The 21,406-nt window shown below is 63.1% G+C and carries 19 protein-coding genes; 11 read left to right on the forward strand and 8 right to left on the reverse strand.

Going from position 1 to position 21,406, the window contains the following annotated elements; translation table 11 throughout:
• Positions 1 to 12 precede the first annotated feature (12 nt).
• From ACQK2M_RS10620 to ACQK2M_RS10635, 4 genes are all read right to left on the reverse strand, one after another.
• On the reverse strand, positions 13 to 915 hold the full coding sequence (locus ACQK2M_RS10620) for a methylenetetrahydrofolate reductase (RefSeq protein ID WP_425417775.1): 903 nt from the start codon (positions 913 to 915) through the stop codon (positions 13 to 15).
• On the reverse strand, positions 912 to 1,223 hold the full coding sequence (locus ACQK2M_RS10625) for a virulence factor (RefSeq protein WP_223475488.1): 312 nt from the start codon (positions 1,221 to 1,223) through the stop codon (positions 912 to 914). Before ACQK2M_RS10625 ends, ACQK2M_RS10620 begins: the two co-directional genes overlap by 4 nt.
• 105 nt (positions 1,224 to 1,328) lie before the next feature.
• Positions 1,329 to 1,979 (reverse strand): exopolysaccharide biosynthesis protein, encoded by a 651-nt coding sequence (locus tag ACQK2M_RS10630; RefSeq protein ID WP_223475487.1) that lies wholly within the window; start codon positions 1,977 to 1,979, stop codon positions 1,329 to 1,331.
• 82 nt (positions 1,980 to 2,061) lie between these two features.
• Entirely contained in the window at positions 2,062 to 2,685 is a 624-nt protein-coding gene (locus tag ACQK2M_RS10635) for a DUF1638 domain-containing protein (RefSeq protein ID WP_425417776.1), read from the reverse strand.
• A gap of 113 nt (positions 2,686 to 2,798) precedes the next feature.
• Between ACQK2M_RS10635 and ACQK2M_RS10640 the strand changes: the two genes are divergently transcribed.
• The gene (locus ACQK2M_RS10640) at positions 2,799 to 3,890 is read left to right on the forward strand and encodes a glycosyltransferase (RefSeq protein WP_425417777.1); all 1,092 of its coding nucleotides are present in this window, start codon (positions 2,799 to 2,801) and stop codon (positions 3,888 to 3,890) included.
• A 15-nt stretch (positions 3,891 to 3,905) separates the two neighbouring features.
• Here ACQK2M_RS10640 and ACQK2M_RS10645 read toward each other — a convergent pair whose 3' ends face one another.
• Together ACQK2M_RS10645 and ACQK2M_RS10650 are read right to left on the reverse strand one after the other, a co-directional pair.
• On the reverse strand, positions 3,906 to 5,414 hold the full coding sequence (locus ACQK2M_RS10645; protein ID WP_425417778.1) for a glycosyltransferase family 39 protein: 1,509 nt from the start codon (positions 5,412 to 5,414) through the stop codon (positions 3,906 to 3,908).
• Positions 5,415 to 5,504: 90 nt separating this feature from the next.
• Complete coding sequence (locus tag ACQK2M_RS10650; protein ID WP_223475483.1) at positions 5,505 to 6,203, reverse strand: corrinoid protein; 699 nt, start codon at positions 6,201 to 6,203, stop codon at positions 5,505 to 5,507.
• A gap of 281 nt (positions 6,204 to 6,484) precedes the next feature.
• Here ACQK2M_RS10650 and ACQK2M_RS10655 point away from each other — a divergent pair, with 281 nt between their 5' ends.
• From ACQK2M_RS10655 to ACQK2M_RS10675, 5 genes are all read left to right on the forward strand, one after another.
• Complete coding sequence (locus tag ACQK2M_RS10655) at positions 6,485 to 8,071, forward strand: trimethylamine methyltransferase family protein (RefSeq protein ID WP_425417779.1); 1,587 nt, start codon at positions 6,485 to 6,487, stop codon at positions 8,069 to 8,071.
• 80 nt (positions 8,072 to 8,151) lie between these two features.
• Complete coding sequence (locus tag ACQK2M_RS10660; RefSeq protein ID WP_425417780.1) at positions 8,152 to 8,838, forward strand: hypothetical protein; 687 nt, start codon at positions 8,152 to 8,154, stop codon at positions 8,836 to 8,838.
• 61 nt (positions 8,839 to 8,899) lie between these two features.
• The gene (locus ACQK2M_RS10665; protein ID WP_425417781.1) at positions 8,900 to 9,484 is read left to right on the forward strand and encodes an RNA polymerase sigma factor; all 585 of its coding nucleotides are present in this window, start codon (positions 8,900 to 8,902) and stop codon (positions 9,482 to 9,484) included.
• A complete protein-coding gene (locus tag ACQK2M_RS10670; RefSeq protein ID WP_425417782.1) occupies positions 9,481 to 11,445 on the forward strand; it encodes a vWA domain-containing protein in 1,965 nt (654 codons plus the stop codon). The genes ACQK2M_RS10665 and ACQK2M_RS10670 overlap by 4 nt, the downstream gene beginning before the upstream one ends.
• Before the next feature lie 235 nt (positions 11,446 to 11,680).
• On the forward strand, positions 11,681 to 12,151 hold the full coding sequence (locus tag ACQK2M_RS10675) for a glyoxalase superfamily protein (RefSeq protein ID WP_425417783.1): 471 nt from the start codon (positions 11,681 to 11,683) through the stop codon (positions 12,149 to 12,151).
• Between the two features lie 7 nt (positions 12,152 to 12,158).
• Here the strand turns inward: ACQK2M_RS10675 and ACQK2M_RS10680 are convergent, their stop codons facing one another.
• Entirely contained in the window at positions 12,159 to 12,785 is a 627-nt protein-coding gene (locus ACQK2M_RS10680) for a LysE family translocator (RefSeq protein WP_425417784.1), read from the reverse strand.
• A gap of 125 nt (positions 12,786 to 12,910) precedes the next feature.
• On the opposite strand from ACQK2M_RS10680, the gene eutB reads away from it, so the two are divergent.
• Entirely contained in the window at positions 12,911 to 13,918 is a 1,008-nt protein-coding gene (gene eutB, locus ACQK2M_RS10685) for a hydroxyectoine utilization dehydratase EutB (protein ID WP_425417785.1), read from the forward strand.
• Entirely contained in the window at positions 13,908 to 14,900 is a 993-nt protein-coding gene (locus ACQK2M_RS10690; RefSeq protein WP_425417786.1) for a cyclodeaminase, read from the forward strand. The genes eutB and ACQK2M_RS10690 overlap by 11 nt, the downstream gene beginning before the upstream one ends.
• A 3-nt stretch (positions 14,901 to 14,903) precedes the next feature.
• On the opposite strand, the gene ACQK2M_RS10695 is transcribed toward ACQK2M_RS10690, so the two are convergent.
• Positions 14,904 to 15,551, reverse strand: a complete 648-nt coding sequence (locus ACQK2M_RS10695; RefSeq protein ID WP_425417787.1) for a GIY-YIG nuclease family protein — start codon at positions 15,549 to 15,551, stop codon at positions 14,904 to 14,906.
• 394 nt (positions 15,552 to 15,945) lie between these two features.
• Between ACQK2M_RS10695 and ACQK2M_RS10700 the strand changes: the two genes are divergently transcribed.
• From ACQK2M_RS10700 to ACQK2M_RS10710, 3 genes are read left to right on the forward strand one after another with little or no spacing between them, the layout of a single operon-like run.
• Positions 15,946 to 17,568: a trimethylamine methyltransferase family protein gene (locus ACQK2M_RS10700; RefSeq protein ID WP_425417788.1), complete on the forward strand. Its 1,623-nt coding sequence runs from the start codon at positions 15,946 to 15,948 to the stop codon at positions 17,566 to 17,568.
• Between the two features lie 2 nt (positions 17,569 to 17,570).
• Positions 17,571 to 18,827, forward strand: coding sequence for a M24 family metallopeptidase (locus ACQK2M_RS10705; protein WP_425417789.1), 1,257 nt, complete (start codon positions 17,571 to 17,573; stop codon positions 18,825 to 18,827).
• Between the two features lie 25 nt (positions 18,828 to 18,852).
• A complete protein-coding gene (locus ACQK2M_RS10710) occupies positions 18,853 to 21,405 on the forward strand; it encodes a GcvT family protein (protein ID WP_425417790.1) in 2,553 nt (850 codons plus the stop codon).
• Position 21,406: the final 1 nt, after the last annotated feature.

Raw genomic sequence — 21,406 nt, forward strand, 5'->3', positions numbered from 1 at the left:
TTATGGATGTTCCTACGATTTGGAGTTCATAGAAGGATATAAAGATGTCTTTATATCCCATGTGCCGCGTTCTTCAAGCCACTGCGAGGCTTTTTTGATGCCGCCGAAGGGGAAGACGTGAATCTGCTTGATGGCCGTGCCGGGCGTGGCGAGCGCATGCTTCTCGATCGGTCCGACGACGCCTTCCGGCGAATGGCTGGTCGCCAGCATGGCGAGCGAGCGGGTGTTGCGCTTGAAGAATTCGAGCGAATTGCCGACGCCGCACATGGCCGCATATTTGACCAGCGTGGTGATCTTGGCCGGGCCGGCGACGCCGAGATGGACCGGCAGATCGATGCCGTGGTCGCGAAGGCTCTCGGCCCAATCGACGAATTTCTGGCCGTCGAAACCGAACTGCGTGACAATGCGGATGCGCGCATCGGTGCGTTCGCCGAAGGATTTCTTGAGCCGGAGCGCTTCGATTGCGGCTTCCGGCGAGAAATCCGGACTGCCCTCGGGGTGCCCGGCGACGCCCATGTCGGTCACGCCGTATTTGTCGAAAAACCCGGTTTCCAGCACTTCCATGGTGGACGAGAAGTCTCCGGCCTGTTTCTCCAGCCCGCCGCCGATGACCAGCACGTCACGGACGCCGGCTTCCTCGGCCATCGCCTTGATGCGGTCTTCGAGGGCGGCCTTCGTGGTCAGGCGGCGCGAGGCGAAATGCGGCACCGGCGTGTAGCCGAGGTCGTGAACGCGCTTCGCGGCGGAAACGAGCGTCGCGTTGGTGTCGGTGCCGACATCGGTGATGTAGACGCGCACGCCGGCGGGAAACAGCCCCGGCAGGTCAGGCGATTCGGCCGCCTGTTTCGGCGAGACCTCGATGGACGCGGCGATTCTCTTCGGCGCGGCGCCCTTTTCCATGGAAACTGCATTCATTGCGCGGGTTCCTTCTCAAATCCCTCGTTGCGCACCAGCATCAACAACCGGTCCTTGTCGTAAACGGTCTCGATCTCGTTCATCGCCTTGTCGGCTTCGGCCTCGAGGTCGTCGCCGACGGCAATCGGGTCGCCCTTGCGCCATTCCGCCAGATAGGCGTCGCTGTCGCGCGCACCGACGCGCATCGCGCACATGTCGATGGCTTCGGTGAAGCGCAGCGGCAATTCGCGTTTCGCGGTCTCACGCCGTCGGCGAATGATCACCTGAGCAGGAATGTCGCGCCAGTAGACGATGATTTTGTCAGCCACGATGGCCCTCCGTGTCGGGAACAAGCAATGCCGCAAGCCGGCATGGACGGCTTGTTACGCGACGACGCGCGGCAATTCAAAAGCGACAGCGAAGGCCGGCGGCGTCTAGAGCAACCAGGAGTGGGCGAAGGCGTGCGCGACGAGCACCACGCCGATCATGATGCAGATCGCCACAACGCCGGTGATGGTGCCGACGGCCAGCCAGAAGCCGTCGCGCTCCGACAGGGCAATTCCGCAGATGAACACGGCGAGCGCCGGCAGCCAGTTTCCGAAGGGGATCGGTATAACGACCGCGATGGCGTAGACGAGGGCGATCAGGCCGACCACTTTCTCGGCACTCTTGGCGTTCGGGAACGGCCAGTAGCGCGGTCGCACCCAGTTTTCCATGCGGCGCAGGAACGGGATCAGCCAGGTGGACATGCGATGAAACGCCTTGTGGCTGAGCGAGCGATTCAGGAAGAAGCGCGGCAGCCAGACGGTCGGATAGCCGATCACCATCTGAAAAGCGACGAGCACGATCGGCACGCCGAGCAGCACGGTCGATCCGGGCGGGAATGGCAGCAGGTTGATGGCCGCGGTGAAGACCAGGAAAGTCGCGAAGGACCGGTCGGCCAGCGCGTCGCGGATGCGGCGGACAGAAACCTCGCCATGTTCCTCTTCCGCGAGTTCGCTCAGGACCTGGGAGAGCGGGCGCGGACGGCAATAGGAATGCGGAGCTTCAACCGGTTCGAATTGTTCCGGAGTCTGCTGCAACATCTTTTCAACCGCCTTCGAGGACGCTCATGGCGCGGGTATACGTCAGGTTCATGACGATAACCGGCAATTGCGACGATTTGGTTTACGATTGTGGCGCTTTTACCAGCCGGTCGGCCTGCTGCAAAGCCGGGGCCAGATCGCCGTATCCGGTCAGTTGGCGCTCGAAGGGCAGGCCCAGGAATTCGGCGGCTGCGCGGGCCTTTTCGGTCAGGTCGGGATCGTCCGTCTGCGCGATGTAGAGCACTCTTTGATAGTTGCCGAAATACATCTCGCGCAATTCGGGATGCCGATCGAGGCCAAGGGGCTTCACCAGAAACGCCTCGAAATGGCGGGCCAGGAAATCGGTGACAAAGAAGGTCGTGAGGTAGTCCCCGTCCGCCGCCTCGAAGATGTCGTTGCCGATATAGAAGGAGAAGCAGTGCGGCCCGGCGATGCGACTGACGCCATGTTCCGCGCAAACCTTGTCCAGCATGCCGCCGGTGCCGCAATCGGCGTAGCCGATGAAGATGTGCTCGTAGCCCTCGGCCCGCGCCTTGCGTATGGCCTTGTCGGTCTCCGGCGCGATATTTTCCGGATGATTGTGGTACTCGGCGGGCAGGCAGGTGAGCGAAATGTGGTCGAGGCCGTTGATCCGGCACACTTCCAGAATCTCGCGCGCAATCATGCCGCAAGCTATCACCCTGACCTTTTGTCCGTCTGCGTCCATGAGGCGTTCAGTTTTCTTCAATACCGGCATGACATAGTGTGGATAAGCGCGGTTTTCTATCGCGCAGAACACCAACAAGCCGCACACGGGTTTCAAATTCCTTGGGGACGGGAATGAAAGCGCCGGAACTTTCAGTCATACTGCCTGCCTTCAACGAGGCGAAGAACATACCTCTGATCGTCGACAAGATTGCGGCGGTCATGGGGGACACTCCGTTTGAGGTCATCGTCGTCGATGACGACAGCCCGGACGGCACGGCTGACGTGACGCGTTCGATCGGTCGCGAGAAACCCTATGTGCGATGCGTGAAGCGGATCAACCGGCGTGGCCTGTCAGGTGCCTGTATCGAGGGTATGATGGCGGCGAACGCGCCGGTCGTCGTCGTCATGGACGCCGACATGCAGCATGACGAGACGCGTCTGCCCGTCATGCTCGCCGAAATCCGCGACGGCGCCGATCTGGTGATCGGCAGCCGGTATGTCGATGGCGGCGCGGCATCCTCGGGATTCGTCAAGAAGTCCCGCGCCAAGGGCAGCGAACTGGCCACCGCGCTCGCCAACCGGATCACCGGCGCCTACACGACCGACCCGATGAGCGGCTTCTTCATGATGACGCGCGATGTCGCCGACAGGGCCGCGCGGGTCGTATCGCGCGACGGGTTCAAGATCCTGTTCGACATCGTCAGCCGCTTCGGACACGATCTGAAGATACGCGAGGTGCCGTTCCAGTTTCGCGAGCGAGTCGAAGGCGAGAGCAAGCTGGGCTTCCTCGTGACGGTGCAGTTTCTCGGTCTGTTGATCTCGCGCTACACAGGCGGGTTCATACCGGTAAAATTCCTGCTCTACGGGCTTGTCGGTTTTACCGGCCTGTTCGTGCACATGGCGACACTGCTGCTTTTGAATGCCAGTTTTGGCGTCGGTTTCGCGACCGCTCAGATCGTCGCCACATTCGCGGCGATGACCTCGAACTTCGCCTTCAACAACGAAGTCACCTACGCGCATCGCAAGCTCACCGGATGGCGTTTCGTGACCGGCCTTCTGACTTTCTACATCATCTGCGGTATCGGCGCGCTCGCCAATGTGTCGATCTCGGTCCGCCTGTTCGAATGGGATTGGTCGGCGGCGCTGGCGGGCTTCGCGGGCGCACTGATGAGCGCGGTGTTCAACTATGCGGTGACAAAGCTCGTTACCTGGCGCGACACCTAGAAAACGTCGTCCCGCTCACTGTTTTTCGACGGGAATGACGAGAAGCTCGAATTGCGGACGGCTTCCGGCCATCTGGCTTATGACCGTTGGATCTCCGGTCGGACGATAGCCGGCATTCTCCAGCAATCTTACATAGTCGCGGAGCATGCTTTCGTCGTCGCCGGCACGGGCTGGCAGAACGGCAATGGCCGTGTCGTGCGCACCCGTTTCAAGATACTGGAAATGCCGCGGGTCGGAGAGAGGGATCACGTCGATGGTTGGGCCGAGGGCATGGCCTGCCTTGGCGCCAAACACCCAGCTCTTGACGATAACCGCCGATGGCGCGCCAAGTTTCGGCCATGCCTCGGCGAGCGCCGTCCAGTCCTGCAGTTCCCGGCCGATTTCCCAATCTTGCGGCAAACCGGGAATGACCCTCCCGGCAAGCGAGTAACGGCTCTGGAGCGCGACAATCAGCGCAACTGCCGGAACGAGCGCGCAGGCGGCGCGGAATGTGAACAGGATCAATCCGCGGAATCGGTCGACATTATTCGCCGTCCAGCGCCCGGCGAGAGGAAAACCGAACATGAAGCCGCTCATCGCCCAGTGCGCCAGTGAATCGCGCGACAGAAGCGCAATGGCGAGAAAAAGAGCGGGCGGCACGATTGCAAACCAGGCGAAGAGCCGATCCGCGGTCCGTTCAGGCCGAATGAGGCCACCTAACGATGCGGTCAGGATCACCAGCCAGGTGCCAGGCAGGAGATAGATAATCTGGCCGCCCAAAACCGACAGGAAATTCACCGGATGGAGAATCCCTGAATCGGCAGAAGCGCGTCCCGCCTGGAATGTGATGGAGATCCAGTCATGAGACGCGTTCCAGACGAGCGTCGGAACGAGTCCCAGCATTGCGATCGCCAGTGTTGCCCAGAGGGTCGGCGATGCGAGCAAACGGCGGTGCGCGGGGCTCGCGATCAGGAAGATGAGGGCCGAAAGACCGAACAGGGCCGCCTGGTATTTGGAAGCCAGAGCCAGCGCAAAAAACAGCCCGGCGGAAAGCCACCGGCTCGTCCGCAATTTCGCACCCGGCGCCAGAAGATCCGGCAGGACAAGGCGTAGCGTCGCCAGGAGGGCGAGGTTCAACGGCCCGTCGGGCACGACGAAATGGCCAGCGGAGATGAAGAAGAACGGCGCGACACTGTACCAGGCGAGCGCCCAGAAGGCGGCGGAGCGGCCATAGGCGAGACGGGTGATATCCCAGATCAGCCACCCGCTGACCGCGCCGGCGAAGATGAAGGGCAGGCGGATGACGGCTACGCTTTCCGTACCCGTCAACCAGGCCATCAGGCGGGCGAGCGTGAAGGCGACGGGCGGGTGGTCGAAATAGGAAAGCGACCAGTCACGCGATACGGTGATGGCATAGGCTTCGTCGTTGGTTGCCGGAAAAACCCAGGAGATCAGGAGCCGCAGCGCGAAGAACCCGGCGATCAGGAGGAGGGCGCTCCGGACCCCCGTTTCACCGTTGGAATCGATATCGGATTGGGCTGGCATCGGTGCCTTCAACAGCGTCTCGCTATCGGCCGCAAGCAAAAAGCCCGGACTGGAAATCCGGGCTTTCGAAATCGAAGAGAAAATTCGCGATCAGGCGGTTACGTGGCTGTTGTGCTTGCGCTTCATGAACTCTTTCGCGGTCTCGACGGCGACCGCCGCGTCGCGGCAATAGGCGTCGGCGCCGACGGCTTTGCCGAACTCCTCGTTCAGCGGTGCGCCACCGACCAAGACGATCAGGTCTTCGCGAATGCCCTTTTCCTTCAGCGTGTCGATGACGACCTTCATATAGGGCATGGTGGTCGTCAGAAGAGCGGACATGCCGACGATGTCGGGCTCTTCGCGCTCGATCGCCTCGAGATAGTTCTCGACCGGATTGTTGATGCCGAGATCGACGACATCGAAACCGGCGCCTTCCATCATCATGCCGACGAGGTTCTTGCCGATGTCGTGAATGTCGCCCTTGACGGTTCCGATCACCATCTTGCCGAGCTTCGGCGCGCCGGTTTCCACGAGCAGCGGACGCAGGATGTTCATGCCCGCTTTCATCGCGTTGGCCGACAGCAGCACTTCCGGCACAAACAGGATACCGTCACGGAAATCCTCGCCGACGATACGCATGCCTTCGACGAGGGCTTCGGTCAGCACTTCGTAGGGCGCCCAGCCGCGATCCAGCAGGATCTGCGTCGCCTCGACGATCTCCTCCCTCAGGCCGTCATACAGATCGTCATGCATCTGCTGGACGAGTTCGTCGTCGGACAATTCGGAGAGGATGATTTCATCGTCGGACATGTGCGGTAATTTCCCGATAGCGTGAGACGCGGCAGTGCCTGCCGAGGTTTAACAGGATTTTGAATCGGAAATCATAAAAAAAGCGCTTCAAATGCGACGGCCTCAAATGCTTTTGCGACCGTGTCAATTTCGTGTTCCCGCGATGCGCAAGATGGCTCATTGTCGCGGCAGCGTCAAAGCCTGCCGCGAATTGAAGGGCCTGAATCACCACTCGCCATCATTGTCGATCCTCACAAGCCGGGGCCGGCGGTTCCGGCACGCAGTGTTTTCAGGGTGAGACCATGTCAGATTCGGCAACGGAAACGGACCAGTCGGGCGCGGAAGGCGCACGCGGACGGGGCGGGCGGCGCGCATCGGGCGGAGCGGCCGCAAGGCGGGCGGCGCGCAGCGGCGGCCAGCGTTCGCCGGCGATGCCGAACATCACGCGGCGGGTGCCGGTTTACGAGGTGCTCGACGAGGAAGCGATCTCGACCATCGAGGCGAATGCGGACATGGTCCTCGAGGAAATCGGAATCGAGTTCCGCGATGACGAGGAAGCGCTGAAGCTCTGGAAGGACGCGGGCGCGGACATCAAGGGCCAGCGCATCCATTTTCCGAAGGGTTTGTGCCGGGACCTTCTCAAGACCGCGCCCTCCGTCTTCACACAGCATGCCCGCAACCCGGAGCGGAACGTTCAGATCGGCGGAGACGCGACCGTCTTCGCGCCGGTCTACGGGCCGCCCTTCGTGCGCGATCTAGACGGCGAGCGCCGCTACGCGACGATCGAGGATTTCCGCAATTTCGTGAAGCTGGCCTATATGGCGCCATCCATGCACCATTCTGGCGGGACGGTGTGCGAACCGGTCGACATTCCGGTCAACAAGCGCCATCTCGACATGGTCTACAGCCACATCCGCTATTCGGACAAACCCTTCATGGGGTCGGTGACCGCGCCGGAACGCGCAGAAGATACGGTGGCGATGTGCAAGATCCTGTTCGGCGACGATTTCGTAGAGAACAACACGGTCGTCACGAACCTCATCAACGCCAATTCGCCGATGGTGTTCGACGATACGATGCTGGGCGCGGCCAAGGTCTATGCGCGCCACAACCAGGCCTGCATCATCTCGCCCTTCATCCTCGCCGGCGCCATGAGCCCGGTGACCATCGCCGGCACGCTGACGCAGGTGCTTGCCGAAGTGCTCGCGGGCGCCGCATTCACGCAGCTCGTTCGGCCGGGCGCGCCGGTCCTGTTCGGCACGTTCGCCGCCTCGATTTCCATGCAGTCGGGTGCGCCGACTTTCGGAACGCCGGAACCGTCTCTCGTCTCCTATGGCGCGGCCCAGCTGGCGCGGCGTCTTGGACTGCCGTTCAGAACGGGCGGTTCGCTGTGCGGCTCGAAGATCCCGGACGCGCAGGCGGCGCATGAAAGTGCGACGACCTTGAACATGACGCTGCTCGCCGGCACGAATTTCGCCCTGCACTCCGCCGGTTGGCTGGAAGGCGGCCTCGTCGCCTCCTATGAGAAGTTCATGATCGACGTCGACCAGCTCGGCATGCAGCAGCGCTTTGCGGAGGGCATCGACATGAGCGCCAACGGCCAGGCGCTGGATGCGATTCGCGAAGTCGGACCCGGAAGCCACTATCTCGGCTGCGATCACACGCGGGCCAATTTCGAGAACGCCTTCTACCGCTCGCTTATCGCCGACAACAATTCCTTCGAGCAGTGGGATATCGAGGGGCGCAAATCGGCCGACCAGCGCGCCAATGCGCTGGCGCGACAGTGGCTGGACAGCTACCAGGCCCCCGATCTCGACCCGGCCATCGACGAGGCGCTGCAGGACTTCATCCGTCAGCGCAAGGAATCGATGCCCGACGCGTTCAGTTGAAAGAAGCCCGTGGACGGCCGGGCTAAAGTGGCCGACATCATCCACGACGAAGTCTGGCGCGTCGGCCGGCGCGACGCGGAATGACCGAAGAAGCCCGGCTCGACAGACTCGACGCGGCGCTCGCGACGTATGGGTTGATCCGTCGTGGCGGGTTCGCATTCACCGAGGCGGACACCGCGCCGCCCGCGTTGGGGGACATGCCGGCGCGCAGCGTCATTCTCGTCGGTCATGGAGGCGGCAGCATCTGGCCGCATTTCCGCGCATGGCTCGCGGCGCTGGACGTACCGCCGGATGATCCGCTCGATACGTGGTCGCGCGCGGTGATCGAACCGGTCGCCGCCCGTTTCGGCGCGCGCGCGGTATTTCCTTTCGAGAAACCCTGGCTTCCCTTTCAGCAATGGGCGATTCGGGCAGAAGGTCTGAAACCGTCGCCGCTCGGAATCCTGATGCATCCGGAGTTCGGCCTCTGGCACGCCTATCGCGGCGCGCTGCTGTTCGATGTCGATATTCCGGCTCATCCGCCTGTCAATCCGATTCATGTCTGCGCCCTATGTGACGGAAAACCCTGCATGAATGCCTGTCCGGCAGGTGCCGTCACCGAGGCCGCGTTCGATGTTGCCGCGTGCGGCGGATATCTTTCTTCCGGCGGCGCCTGTCGCGATGCGGGCTGCCTTGCACGGGCTGCCTGTCCGGTCGGCCGCCCATATGGCGCGGCGCAAACCGCCTTTCACATGACGGCGCGCCTGCGCGGTCTCGACGGCCAATAAAAAAGTTTTGCGCCGACCCAAGGATCGTCGATAACGCATCGTCTTAAGGGCGATGATGACGATGCAAGCGGATGTCGTTTCACATACGGGCGCGATTGCCGGCGACGGAGATCAGGCGCTTGCCGCACGCGCGAGCAATGGCGACCGCGAGGCTTTCGCCTGCCTGCTCGAACGCCACTATGCCACTATCCATCGGATTGCCTGGCGATGGTGTGGCGACGCAGCGGATGCGGACGACATAGCGCAGGACGTTTCCATCAAGCTTGCGCGCGCGATTTCCGGATGGCGCGCCGAGGCATCGTTTCCGTCCTGGCTTTACCGCATCGTGCTCAACACGGTGCGGGATCGCCAGCGGGCCCGCGCTTCGGAGCGCCGGCGCGTCGAGGCCTACGCCGTGCAGGCCACGGTCGACGCGCAGGGGGGCGAGGGAGCCGATGGCGATCCGGCCACACGTCTCTGGTCGGCTGTCGGCTCCCTTCCCGAACGCCAGCGCGACGCCGTGCTTCTGGTGCATGGCGAAGGGCTGAGCCACGACGAGGCCGCGGGCGTGATGGGCGTCTCGGAAGGGACCGTGTCGTTTCACATTCACGAGGCGAAAAAGAAACTGAGGGCGATCATGCAAAAGCCCGAGGATGAAGTGTCATGACAGACGAATTCGATCTCGACATTCTCAAGAAGGTTCCGGCGCCTCAGCCGGATGCGGGCAAGCGCGATGCCGCCATGCGCGAGGCGCTGTCGGCCTTCGACGCCGAAAAAAAAACTGCGGGCACCCAAGGATCGGCCGCCGGCTCCCGTCTCATGACCATACTGCAACGGTCATGGAGCACGACAATGACAGCAATGACGAAGGGCCGGCTGATGTCCGGCACGGCAATCGCCGGGATTCTGGCGGTTCCGCTTGCCGGTTACCTCGCCTTCGCGGTGATGAACGAGGGATACCGCCCCGGTTTCGCCGACACGGCCCCGGTCGATATCGCGCAAGGGGTCCCGCCGAGCCTGGACGACACGATGGTGCTGGGGCGTAATCAGGCGTCGGGTGCCTATCGCGAGGCCGAGGAAAGCGACGCGGCAATCGTGCTTGGAGAGGCTCTGCCGGCTCCGATGCCGACGGCGCCGTCCTTTGCCAAACGCACGCTTGTCGGCGACGGCTCCGCCAAGATCGCGCCGGGCATGGAACGTCTGCGCCGCGACCGGTTCGAGACATACGAGACCAGCAGCGTCCGCGCCGTTCTCGAAGATCCCGTCTCGACCTTCTCGATCGATGTCGATACCGCGTCATACTCGGTGGTCCGCCGGGCCATCATGGAAGGCCGGCTGCCCGATCCGGACAGCGTTCGCGTCGAAGAGCTGATCAACTACTTCAACTATGCCTATCCGCTTCCCGAGAACCGCAGCGCGCCGTTCGGGGTCAATGTCTCGGTCTCGCCGACTCCGTGGAACCCGGACACGAAGCTGATGCATATCGGCATTCAGGGCTTCGACATCGAGCCCGAAAATCGCCCTGCGGCGAACCTCGTATTCCTGATCGACGTTTCGGGATCGATGGACGAAGCGGACAAGCTGCCGCTTCTCAAAAGCGGGTTCCGCCTGCTGCTCGACAAGCTGGACGAGCGCGACACGATCTCCATCGTCACCTATGCGGGCAATGCGGGTACGGTTCTCGAACCGACCAGCGCGTCGGAACGCGATAAGATCCTGCATGCCATCGATACGCTGGAGCCGGGCGGAACGACCGCCGGGGCGGCGGGAATCGAGGAAGCCTACAGGCTTGCCCGTGAGGCGCGTATCGAGGGTGGCGTCAACCGCGTCATGCTGGCGACCGACGGCGACTTCAATGTCGGCGCGACGTCCGACGAGGAATTGAAACGGATGATCGAGGACCGCCGCGACGACGGCATCTTCCTGTCGGTCTTTGGTTTCGGCAAGGGCAATTACAACGACCAGCTCATGCAGGTCCTCGCCCAGAACGGCAACGGCACGGCGGCCTATGTCGACACGCTGGCCGAGGCGCAGAAGACGTTGGTGGAAGAGGCGGGCTCGACGCTTTTCCCGATCGCCAAGGACGTGAAGATCCAGGTCGAGTTCAATCCGCAGACCGTCGCCGAGTACCGGCTGATCGGCTACGAGACGAGGGCGCTGAAGCGCGAGGACTTCAACAACGACCGCGTCGATGCCGGCGATATCGGCTCGGGTCATTCGGTCACCGCTATCTATGAGATCACGCCGGTCGGAAGCCCGGCGGTGCAAAACGATCCGTTGCGCTACGGGTCGGCCGAAAAGCCCGCCGCCGATACGGCCGCGTCGTCTGGCGAATATGCGTTCCTGAAACTGCGCTACAAGCTGCCGGACGAAACGCAGAGCCACCTGATGACGACGCCGATCGGGCATGAATTCGACCGGGCGCGGCTCGCGTCGCTCTCGACGGATGCGCGCTTCTCGATCGCCGTGGCGGCGTTCGGCCAGAAGCTCCGGGATACGGACGCGGTGGCGGACTATTCATGGGACGAGATCAGGGACCTCGCGGCCGGCGCGCGGGGCGAGGATCCCTTCGGTTACCGCAGCGAGTTTCTGCGGTTGGTCGGATTGGCGGAGAGCCTTGACCGCTGATCCATACTCACGCCCGGCGTTCGCCTCCTGCGCCGGGCGTTTTTCTTTTCGTTGACCTCGCTTGCCGGTTGCCGTATTGGGCCGCGCAGGGCACGAGGCGCCCGCCGCTCACCGGTTATCCGATGGTGAAGCCTCCCGGCGCAGGTCGGTCTTCGAGCAGACCCGTTTCAACGCGGTCCTGCGGCAATGTGAGCCCCGCATTCCATGACCGCATGAGCAGAACGGAACTGCAATCATGCCAGAGACATCTCTTTCCGGGACTGGGCGTCCCCGGACCATCGACGAAGCCAAGCAGCGCGCGAAGGCGCTTCGCAAGGCGATGAACGCGAACGGCGTCAAGATCAGCTATGGACAGGCGCTGGAACGCGTGGCCGCCGAAGTCGGCTATCGCGACTGGAACACCGCTGTCGCCCGATTGTCGAATGAACCGCCATTCTCCATCCAGGTGGGCGACATCGTGAGCGGCACCTATCTCAAGCAGCCCTTCACCGCCGAAGTCCTCGCCGTGGAACTGATCGGCGGCGGCAGCCACTACCGCGTGACGCTTCACCTCGAAGAGGCGGTGGATGTCGTGACCTTCGACAGTTTCTCGGCTTTCCGCCAACGTGTTCAGGGAACGGTCGACGATACCGGAGTTTCGCCTTCGCGGACCAGTGACGGCGAGCCGCATCTGGTGATCCGGCCGCTCGTCTCCGCCTTTGCCTGACCTAAGGTCAGGCGGTGACGAGCCGAACACCGACCATGAAGAAGAAGGCGCCGAAAGCGGCTTCGATCCAGCGCGTGGCGCGGCGGTATATCGCCTGCGCCCCGCGCGAGGAGAACAGGACGGCGTAGAGGCCGTAGATCGTGAAGGATGACAGGCCGGCCGCGATGCAGAACTCGATGATCGCAAACGGTGAGGCCTTCGAGGAGACGACGAAGACCGAGATTGATGCCCAGAACAGCGCCGATTTCGGGTTCATCAGGCAAACGCCGAGGCCGCGCGCATAGGAGGCGAGGGGCGAGAGCCGGCGCGTATCCGGCCGGATTGCGCCCGGCGTGTTGCGCCATGCCGCGCGCAGCGAGCGAAAGCCGAGATAGACCAGATAGGACCCGCCCGCGAGTTTCAGCGCCATGAAGGCCGGCGGATAGACGGTGAAGACCGCCGCAACGCCGAATGCGGAAGCGAGCGACCAGATGAATGTTCCGGTCGCGACACCGGCCACCACCAGCAGTCCAGCCTTGCGGCCGTGGCCGAGCGCGGTCGATGCCGTCGCGACAAGGTTCGGGCCGGGCGCGGCGATGGCGACGACCAGCATGAGCCAGGCGGTCAGCAGGATCGAAAAGGTCTCGTTTTCCATGGCGTGTTCCTCGGTTCGGCTCTACGCCGGATTTTCTGGGCTGGCGAGAGAAAATCGGTGCTCGTCGCGCGGGAAATGGAGCCGCGGCATTGACTTGTCCCGTCCGGCCATGCGCCATTCGGCGGATGAACCTGACGCTTGCCGATATCCTTGCCGCGCAAAACACCATTGCCGGGATCGCCGCCGACACGCCGCTTGTGCCTTCGCCTTTCATGTCGGCTCGGTGCGGACAGGAATTCCTTCTCAAGCTGGAAATCGCCCAGCCGATCGGCGCATTCAAGCTGCGTGGCGCAGTGAACGCGATCGCGAATCTTGCCGAGGACGTTGCCGGCGTGACTTGCTGTTCGACCGGCAATCACGGGCGCGGCGTCGCCTTTGCGGCGGCGCAGCGCGGCATGCGCGCCGTGGTGTGTATGTCGTCCATGGTCCCGAAGGCCAAGGTGGACGGTATCCGTGCGCTCGGCGCCGAGGTTCACATCGCCGGCACCAGCCAGGACGATGCGCAATCGGAAAGTTTGCGCCTGTGCGAGACGGACGGCCTTGCCGAAATATCGCCGTTCGACGATCCGTTCGTGATTGCCGGGCAGGGGACCATCGGCCTCGAACTTCTTGCGGCGCGGCCCGATCTGGAGGCGATCCTCGTGCCGCTCTCGGGCGGCGGGCTCGCCGGCGGGATCGCGCTTGCCGCCAAGACGATCCGGCCGGACATCCGCGTGATCGGAATTTCCATGGATCGGGGCGCGGCGATGCACGAGTCGATCCGGGCCGGTCATCCGGTCGAGGTGACGGAGGTCGAGAGCCTGGCGGACTCGCTTGGCGGCGGCATAGGAATGGACAACCGGCTCTCGTTTTCGCTTTGCCGCGATTACCTCGACGGGACGGTGCTGGTGAGCGAGGAGGAGATATATACGGCCATGCAGACCCTTTACTACGAAGACAGGATCGTCGCCGAGGGCGGATCGGTGGTCGGCCTTGCGGCGATGCTGGCGGGCAAGCTTCCATCATTTTCCGGGCCGGTGGCGACTGTCGTGACCGGACGCAATCTCGATATGTCGGTCTTTAGCTGGGTCGTGAATGGCGAGGATGTCACGTTGGGCAACACGGTGGTGCGGGGCAAGACCTATGGCGCATGAGGTGCTGATCGCCACGGAGGCGGATCTCAGACAGGCGGTGAAACTGGATCTCGCAGCCGTCGAGACAGTCGAGCGCGCATTCGCGGCGCTGGCGACCGGTGAGGTCGTGATGCCGCCGATCCTTTCGATGGAGCTTGAGGCCGCCAATGGCGAGGTCGACGTCAAGACCGCCTATATACCGGGCTTCGACGGGTTTGCGATCAAGGTCAGCCCGGGCTTTTTCGACAATCCGAAGCTCGGGCTGCCTAGCCTGAACGGGCTTATGATGCTCTTCTCCGCGAAGACGGGGCTGGTCGATGCGCTGTTTCTCGACAATGGCTACCTGACCGATGTGCGCACGGCGGCCGCGGGCGCGGTGGCGGCGAAATACATGGCGCCGGAGATTGTGGAGACGGCGGGCGTGATCGGCACCGGCGTGCAGGCGCGCCTGCAAATCGCCGCGGCGCATCTCGTTCGGCCTTTTTCCCGTGTCCTGGTCTGGGGGCGAGACGGGGAGAAGGCGAGAGCCTGTGCGGAAGACATCGCGCGGATGCTGCCCGTGACCGCGGAAGCGGTGGACGATCCGGCGCGGCTGGTCGCGGAAAGCCAACTCGTCGTTACGACGACGCCGGCGCGCGAGCCGGTCCTGAAGGTGCAATGGCTGCATCCCGGTCTGCATGTGACCGCAATGGGCTCCGACCAGGCCGGCAAGAACGAGATCGACCCGGCGGCGCTTGGCGCAGCCGATCTCTATGTCTGTGACCGGGTGAGCCAGTGCGAAAAGCTCGGCGAGTTGCGCTCGGCTGTCGAGGCTGGAGTGTGGTCGCACGGGACGACGCCGGAACTGGGGGATGTCGTCGCCGACAAAGTGGCGGGTCGTCCGTCGGCCGATGCGGTGACCATCTGCGACCTGACCGGCACGGGTGCGCAGGACACCGCGATCGCGACACATGCCTTCAAAGCGATCCGCGCCGCCGGGGCGGGGACGCCGTTTTCGACCTGAGCGTTAGATCCAGCCGGCCAGCGACACGACGGCAAGCGTGGCGCACACCAAGGCAAGGCCGCCGGCGCCGATCGCGACGAGCCTCGTCTTGCGGCAACGGGCTTCCAGCGCCATGCCCTGCACCTGCAATTCGCCGATCAGGTCCTCCTGCCGCGCGATGGTCGCGTCCTTGTCGCCGAATTGCTGCTGGTAGCGGCGTATCTTTTTCTGCAGGTCGCCGAGTTCGCCATTCAGGATGGTGAAGCTCTTGTGACGGCTGCGGAAATCCCTCTCCATCTTCTTGAGCATGTCGACATGCTTGCGGAAGATCACGCCGGTGATCTGGGCGTTTGTGTAGTCGTAGCCGATCAGTTGAACGGCGGCAGCGATTGCCTCTTCCGGGTCGATCGCGAAGCGATTGGATTCGCGTGACAGGCGCTTGGGCGCGAGCTTCAGCAGCAGGTTCTTTTCGACCTCGTGCCGGTCGGGGACATGGACGGCGAATTCCACCTTGCAGGGGATCGGCTCCGTTGAATCGAAATGCTCGTAGCGATACTTGCCGACTTCGCGACTGGTCGAGCCGACCTTCACGCTGCCGGGCGCTTCCGGGCAACTCAGTATGTAGACGTAACCTGTGGTCAGTTCGATTCGTGCATGCGAATCCGCTGCCATTCTCCTCGCGCGCGGCCTTTTCGGCCCGCTCCCCCAGTTTGCCCGATATCCTGCTAGCAAATTCCTGCCGCCGTTCAAAACTGTATTCGCGGATCGAGCGATGAAAGATATTTCCGTGTGTCGCGTTTCGGCACAGTGGAGATTACCGGTTTACTGTCGGTGGACATCGATGCAGGAGAACAAAATTCTCCTTTCGTTGCCTCACGTGTCGGTTGTCCCGGAAAAAATAAGGGGTTCGACCGAGGAGGATGGATGGGGATGTTCCCGATAGGTGATGGCGATCTCGGTCCGTTAACTCAGGGTGATGTCGTTTAACCCGTTGTCGCGGTCGGATTTCTTGCGTCCGCGTTCTGAGAATATGCTGTGATGCCGCTTTGACCCGCCGGAGAAGCGCATGCCGAAAGATCCGCCGCCCGAGCCAGAGATGACGAGCGACATGCTCGTCACCGAGGCTGTTGCCGAGGCGGTGCCCGACGAAGCGCCGGCCCGACTGCGCAAGCGGGGCGGACGCGCCGGGAACACACGGCGCGGCGGAGCGGCGATCCGGCAGTTGCCCTGGACCGATGTGATCAACACGGACCGGCCGACCGAGCCGCTTCCGCCCGAGGGCGTCGCCGCGATCCATGACGGGGCGATGCGGGTACTCGAAGAGATCGGTATCGAGTTTCTCCATCCCGAAGCCATCGAACGGCTTCGAGAGGCCGGCTGCAAGGTTGAGGGCGAGAATGTGCGCATGGACCGCGACTTCGTCATGGAAATGCTCGGCAAGGCTCCGCGGGAATTCACGCTGACACCGCGCAACCCGGACAGGGCGATCACCATCGGCGGCAGGCACATGGTGTTCGGCAACATTTCCTCGCCGCCCAACTGCTCCGATATCGAGCGCGGCCGCCGCAGCGGCAACCGGCACGACTACCGCGAACTGCTCAAACTGCTGCAGTATTTCAATTGCATCCATTTCGCAGGCGGTTACCCGGTCGAACCGATCGACATCCACCCATCCATCCGCCATCTCGACTGCCTTTTCGACAAGCTGACGCTGACCGACAAGGTGGCGCATGCCTACGCGCTGGGCACCGAACGTATGGAAGACGTCATCGAGATGGTGCGTATCGCGGGCGGGCTCTCGCATGAGGCGTTCGACGCCGCGCCGCATATGTATACCAACATCAACTCGACCTCGCCGCTGAAGCATGACTGGCCGATGCTCGACGGCGCCATGCGGCTTGCGCGACGCGGCCAGCCGACCATCGTTACGCCGTTTACGCTGGCCGGCGCGATGGCGCCGGTGACCATGGTCGGCGCGGTGACACAGTCCATTGCGGAGGCATTGGCTGCGATCGCGCTGCTGCAGTGGATCAAGCCCGGCGTCGGGGTCGGCATCGGGACGTTTACCTCCAATGTCGACATGAAAACCGGCGCGCCTGCCTTCGGCACGCCGGACTACGTTCGGGCGACGCAGATCACCGGCCAGATGGCGCGGTTCTACCAACTGCCGCTGCGGTCATCCAACACCTGCGCGGCCAACACGCCGGACAATCAGGCGACATGGGAATCCATGATGTCGATGTGGGCGGCCGTCACGTCGGGCACGAACATGGTCTATCACGCTGCCGGCTGGCTGGAGGGCGGTCTGTGCGCTTCCTACGAGAAGTTCGTCATGGATTGCGAGGTCCTGCAGCAGTTCATCTCCTATTTCGAGCCGCTGACCACCGGGCCGGATGATATCGCGGTCGATGCGATCCGCGAGGTCGGGCCCGGTGGACATTTCTTCGGAATCCAGCACACGCAGGACCGCTACGAGACGGCATTCTATTCGCCCTTCCTGTCGGACTGGTCGAACTTCGAGAACTGGGAAGAGCGCGGCGCGGTGACGACCGTTGAACGGGCCAACAAGGTCTGCAAGCAGATCCTCGCCGAATACGAGGAACCGCCGATGGATGAGGGCATTCGCGAGGAACTCGAAGCCTTCGTGGAAAAGCGCAAGCGCGAAGGCGGGGCGCCGACGGATTTTTGACCATGACAATGTTCGACTGGCATGCGGAGCGCAGCGATCTGGACGGGATCGCATTGCTAGACACGGAAACCACAGACGCGGAGATCGATCTCGTTGCCGTGCGCACCTACCGGCAGGGCCGCGTGCGCGCCAAGATGGCAGAGTTTGGTATCGCGGCGCTTGTGCTGACGGATGCCGTCAACATCCGATATGCCACCGGCACCCGGAACATGCAGGTCTTCACTTCGCGCAACCAGCCATCGCGTTACCTGGTGCTGACGCAGGACCGCTCGATCCTGCACGAATTCACCGGCGCGGAGCATCTGGGCGAGGGATTCGAAACGGTCGATGAGGTGCGCCCGTCGATGACGGCGAGTTTCGTTGCCGCCGGGGAGCATATCGCCGAGCGCGAAAAGGCATGGGCGCGCGCGATGGGCGCACTGCTCAGGGAACTGGTCGGCCCGGGCGAGAAAATCGGCATCGAGCGGATCAATGCCGGTGTCGCCATCGCGCTTGGCGGAGAGGGCTTCGAGATCGTCGACGCGCAGCAGCCAGTGGAACTGGCGCGCGCCATCAAGTCGGCGGAAGAGATGAAATGCGTGAACGCCTCGCTGCGCGCGACGGAGGTCGGCGTGGCGCGGCTGCGCGAGGCGATCCGGCCGGGTCTGACGGAAAACGAGTTGTGGTCGGTGCTGCACCAGGCGGTGATCGCCCAGGGCGGCGACTACGTGGAAACGCGGCTTCTGAACTCCGGCGGGCGAACGAATCCCTGGTTCCAGGAGACGGGTTCGAAGGTGATCGGCGAAAATGAGCTGATCGCGCTCGATACCGACGTGGTCGGCTGCCACGGCTATTATTCCGACTTCTCGCGCACGTTCCACGCCGGACCCGGCAAGCCGAGCGAGACGCAGCGCGAACTCTACAAGACAGCCCACGAGCAGGTGCATCACAATATGGGCATCATCCGGCCCGGCATGACATTTCGCGATTATGCCGAGGCCGCCTGGGACATCCCGGCAAAATACCACGCCCACCGCTATTACCTTTCCGCGCATGGCTGCGGGATGACCGGGGAGTACCCGTATCTCTACCATCGGGGCGACTTCGTCGACGCGGGCTATGACGGCGTGATCGAGCCTGGCATGACGCTCTGCGTCGAGAGTTTCATTGGCGAGGAGGACAAGGGCGAGGGCGTCAAGCTCGAACAGCAAATCCTCGTCACCGACACCGGCATCGAATTGCTGTCACGCTTTCCCTTCGAGGAAAGCCTGTTGGCGTAGTGGATTGGAACAGCAGGGGATTGCAATGAAAACCAATACGCGTGTGGTCGTCATCGGTGGCGGTGTCGTCGGGTGTTCGGTGCTGTATCACCTCGCCAAGGCGGGATGGACCGACATCATGCTGATCGAGCGGTCGGAATTGACGTCCGGTTCATCGTGGCACGCGGCCGGCGGTTTCCACACGCTGAACGGCGATCCGAACGTCGCCAAGCTTCAGGCCTATACGGTAGGGCTCTACAAGGAACTCGAAGAGATTTCCGGCCAGCCCTGCGGTCTGCACCTGACGGGCGGCGTGATGCTGGCGGAAAGCCCGGAGCGCATGGATTTCCTGCGTACCCTGCATGCCAAGGGCCGGCATCTCGGCATGCAGACCGAACTGATCACGCCGTCCGAGGCGAAGGCGATGTTCCCGCTGATGGACGAGAGCAATTTCGTCGGCGCGCTGTGGGACCCGGTGGAAGGCCATCTCGACCCGTCCGGAACCACGCACGCCTATGCCCGCGCCGCACGCGTTCTGGGGGCGGAGATCGTGCTGCGCAATCCGGTGAAGGATCTCACGCAGGATCCCGACGGCACCTGGAATGTGGTGACCGAGCAGGGCACGGTCAGATGCGAGCATGTCGTCAATGCCGGCGGGCTTTGGGCGCGCGAGGTGGGCCGCATGGTCGGGCTCGAACTTCCGCTGCTCGCCATGGAGCACATGTATCTCCTGACCGAGGACATGCCCGAGGTCATCGAGTTCAACGAGACCTACGGGCGCGAACTGATCCACGCGATGGATTTTCGCGGCGAGATCTACACCCGGCAGGAGCGGCAGGGCATGCTGCTCGGCACCTATGAGCAGGCCTGCGTGCCGTGGTCGCCGAAGGTCACGCCATGGGATTTCGGCCATGAATTGCTGCAGCCCGATATCGAGCGTATCGCGCCGTCGCTGGAGATCGGCTTCAAGCATTTCCCGCCCTATGAGCGGGCCGGCATCAAGCAGATCATCAATGGCCCCTTCACCTTCGCGCCCGACGGCAATCCGCTGGTCGGCCCCGTTCGCGGGCTGACGAATTTCTGGTCGGCCTGCGCCGTGATGGCCGGTTTCTCGCAGGGCGGCGGCGTCGGGCTGACGCTTGCAAACTGGATGACGACGGGCGATCCGGGCGCGGATGTCTGGGGCATGGACGTCGCGCGCTTCGGCGAGTGGGCGACGCTGCGCTACACCAATGCCAAGGTGCGCGAGAACTATTCGCGGCGTTTCCGCATTCGCTATCCCAACGAGGAACTGCCGGCAGCCCGCCCGCACCAGACCACGCCGCTCTACGACACGATGATCGAGAACAATGCCGTGATGGGCGACAGTTGGGCGCTGGAAACGCCTTTGTGGTTCGCGCCGTCGAAGGAAGAGGCGCATGACGTCATCTCCTTCCACAGGTCCAATGATTTCAAGCATGTGGGCGAAGAGGTGAAGGCGGTGCGCGAGGCGGTCGGTGTCTCCGAGATCGCCAATTTCGCAAAATACGAGGTGAGCGGGCCGGGGGCGGAGGCTTTCCTCAACCGGCTGATGACCAATGTCATGCCGAAGACCGGTCGGCTCGTGCTGACACCGATGCTGAACGAGTTCGGCAAGCTGATCGGCGACTTCACGATTGCCAAGGCCGGCGAGGACCGGTTCATGATCTGGGGATCGTCGGCGGCGCAAATCTATCACATGCGCTGGTTCGAGCGGCATCTACCAGAGGACCGCTCCGTCGCGATCCATCGCTTCGACCAGACGCTGGTCGGGCTGACCATTGCCGGGCCGAAATCGCGCGCGGTGCTGGAGAAGCTGACCGACGAGGACGTGTCGAACGACGCCTTCCGCTTCATGGACTTCCGCGAGATGGCGGTCGGCGGTGCACCCTGCATGGTCAACCGTATCTCCTATACCGGCGATCTCGGCTACGAAATCTGGATGTCGCCGACCTATGAGCGTCTGGTCTATGCGGCGATCAAGCAGGCCGGCGAGGAATTCGGCATCCGCGATTTCGGCATGCGGGCGTTACTGTCTATGCGGCTCGAAAAGAACTTCCCGACCTGGGGCCACGAGCTTCGTCCGATCTACGGGCCTTATGAGGGTGCCATGGACCGGTTCGTGAAACTGTCGAAGAACGATTTCATCGGCCGGGAACAGGCTGCCGCGGAAAAGGCCGACGGGCCGAAGCGTCGCCGCGTCTCCTTCATCATCGAGGCGGGCACGGCCGATGTGATGCATGACGAGCCGGTCTGGGCAAAGGTGGGCGATACGGATTATGGGACCATCGACCCGCCGCATGCCGCCGGGCCGAAACGCTTCGACGCCGACAACAACGAATTCGAGCATCCGGGTATGAAGCAAATCGTCGATGGCGACTGGCGCGTGGTCGGCTGGGTGACGTCCGGCGGTTACGCCCATGGGGTCGGCCTGTCGATGGCGCAGGGCTACGTGCCGGCCGCGCTGGCCGATACGGCGGAAGAGGGGATGTTCGAAATCGAGATCCTGGGCGTGCGCTGTCCGGCGCGGATCGCCGTCGAACCGCCGTTCGATCCGAGTGGCGAGCGCATGCGGGGATAGC

It is taken from the genome of Oricola indica (assembly GCF_965227485.1).
Taxonomy (GTDB): domain Bacteria; phylum Pseudomonadota; class Alphaproteobacteria; order Rhizobiales; family Rhizobiaceae; genus Oricola; species Oricola indica.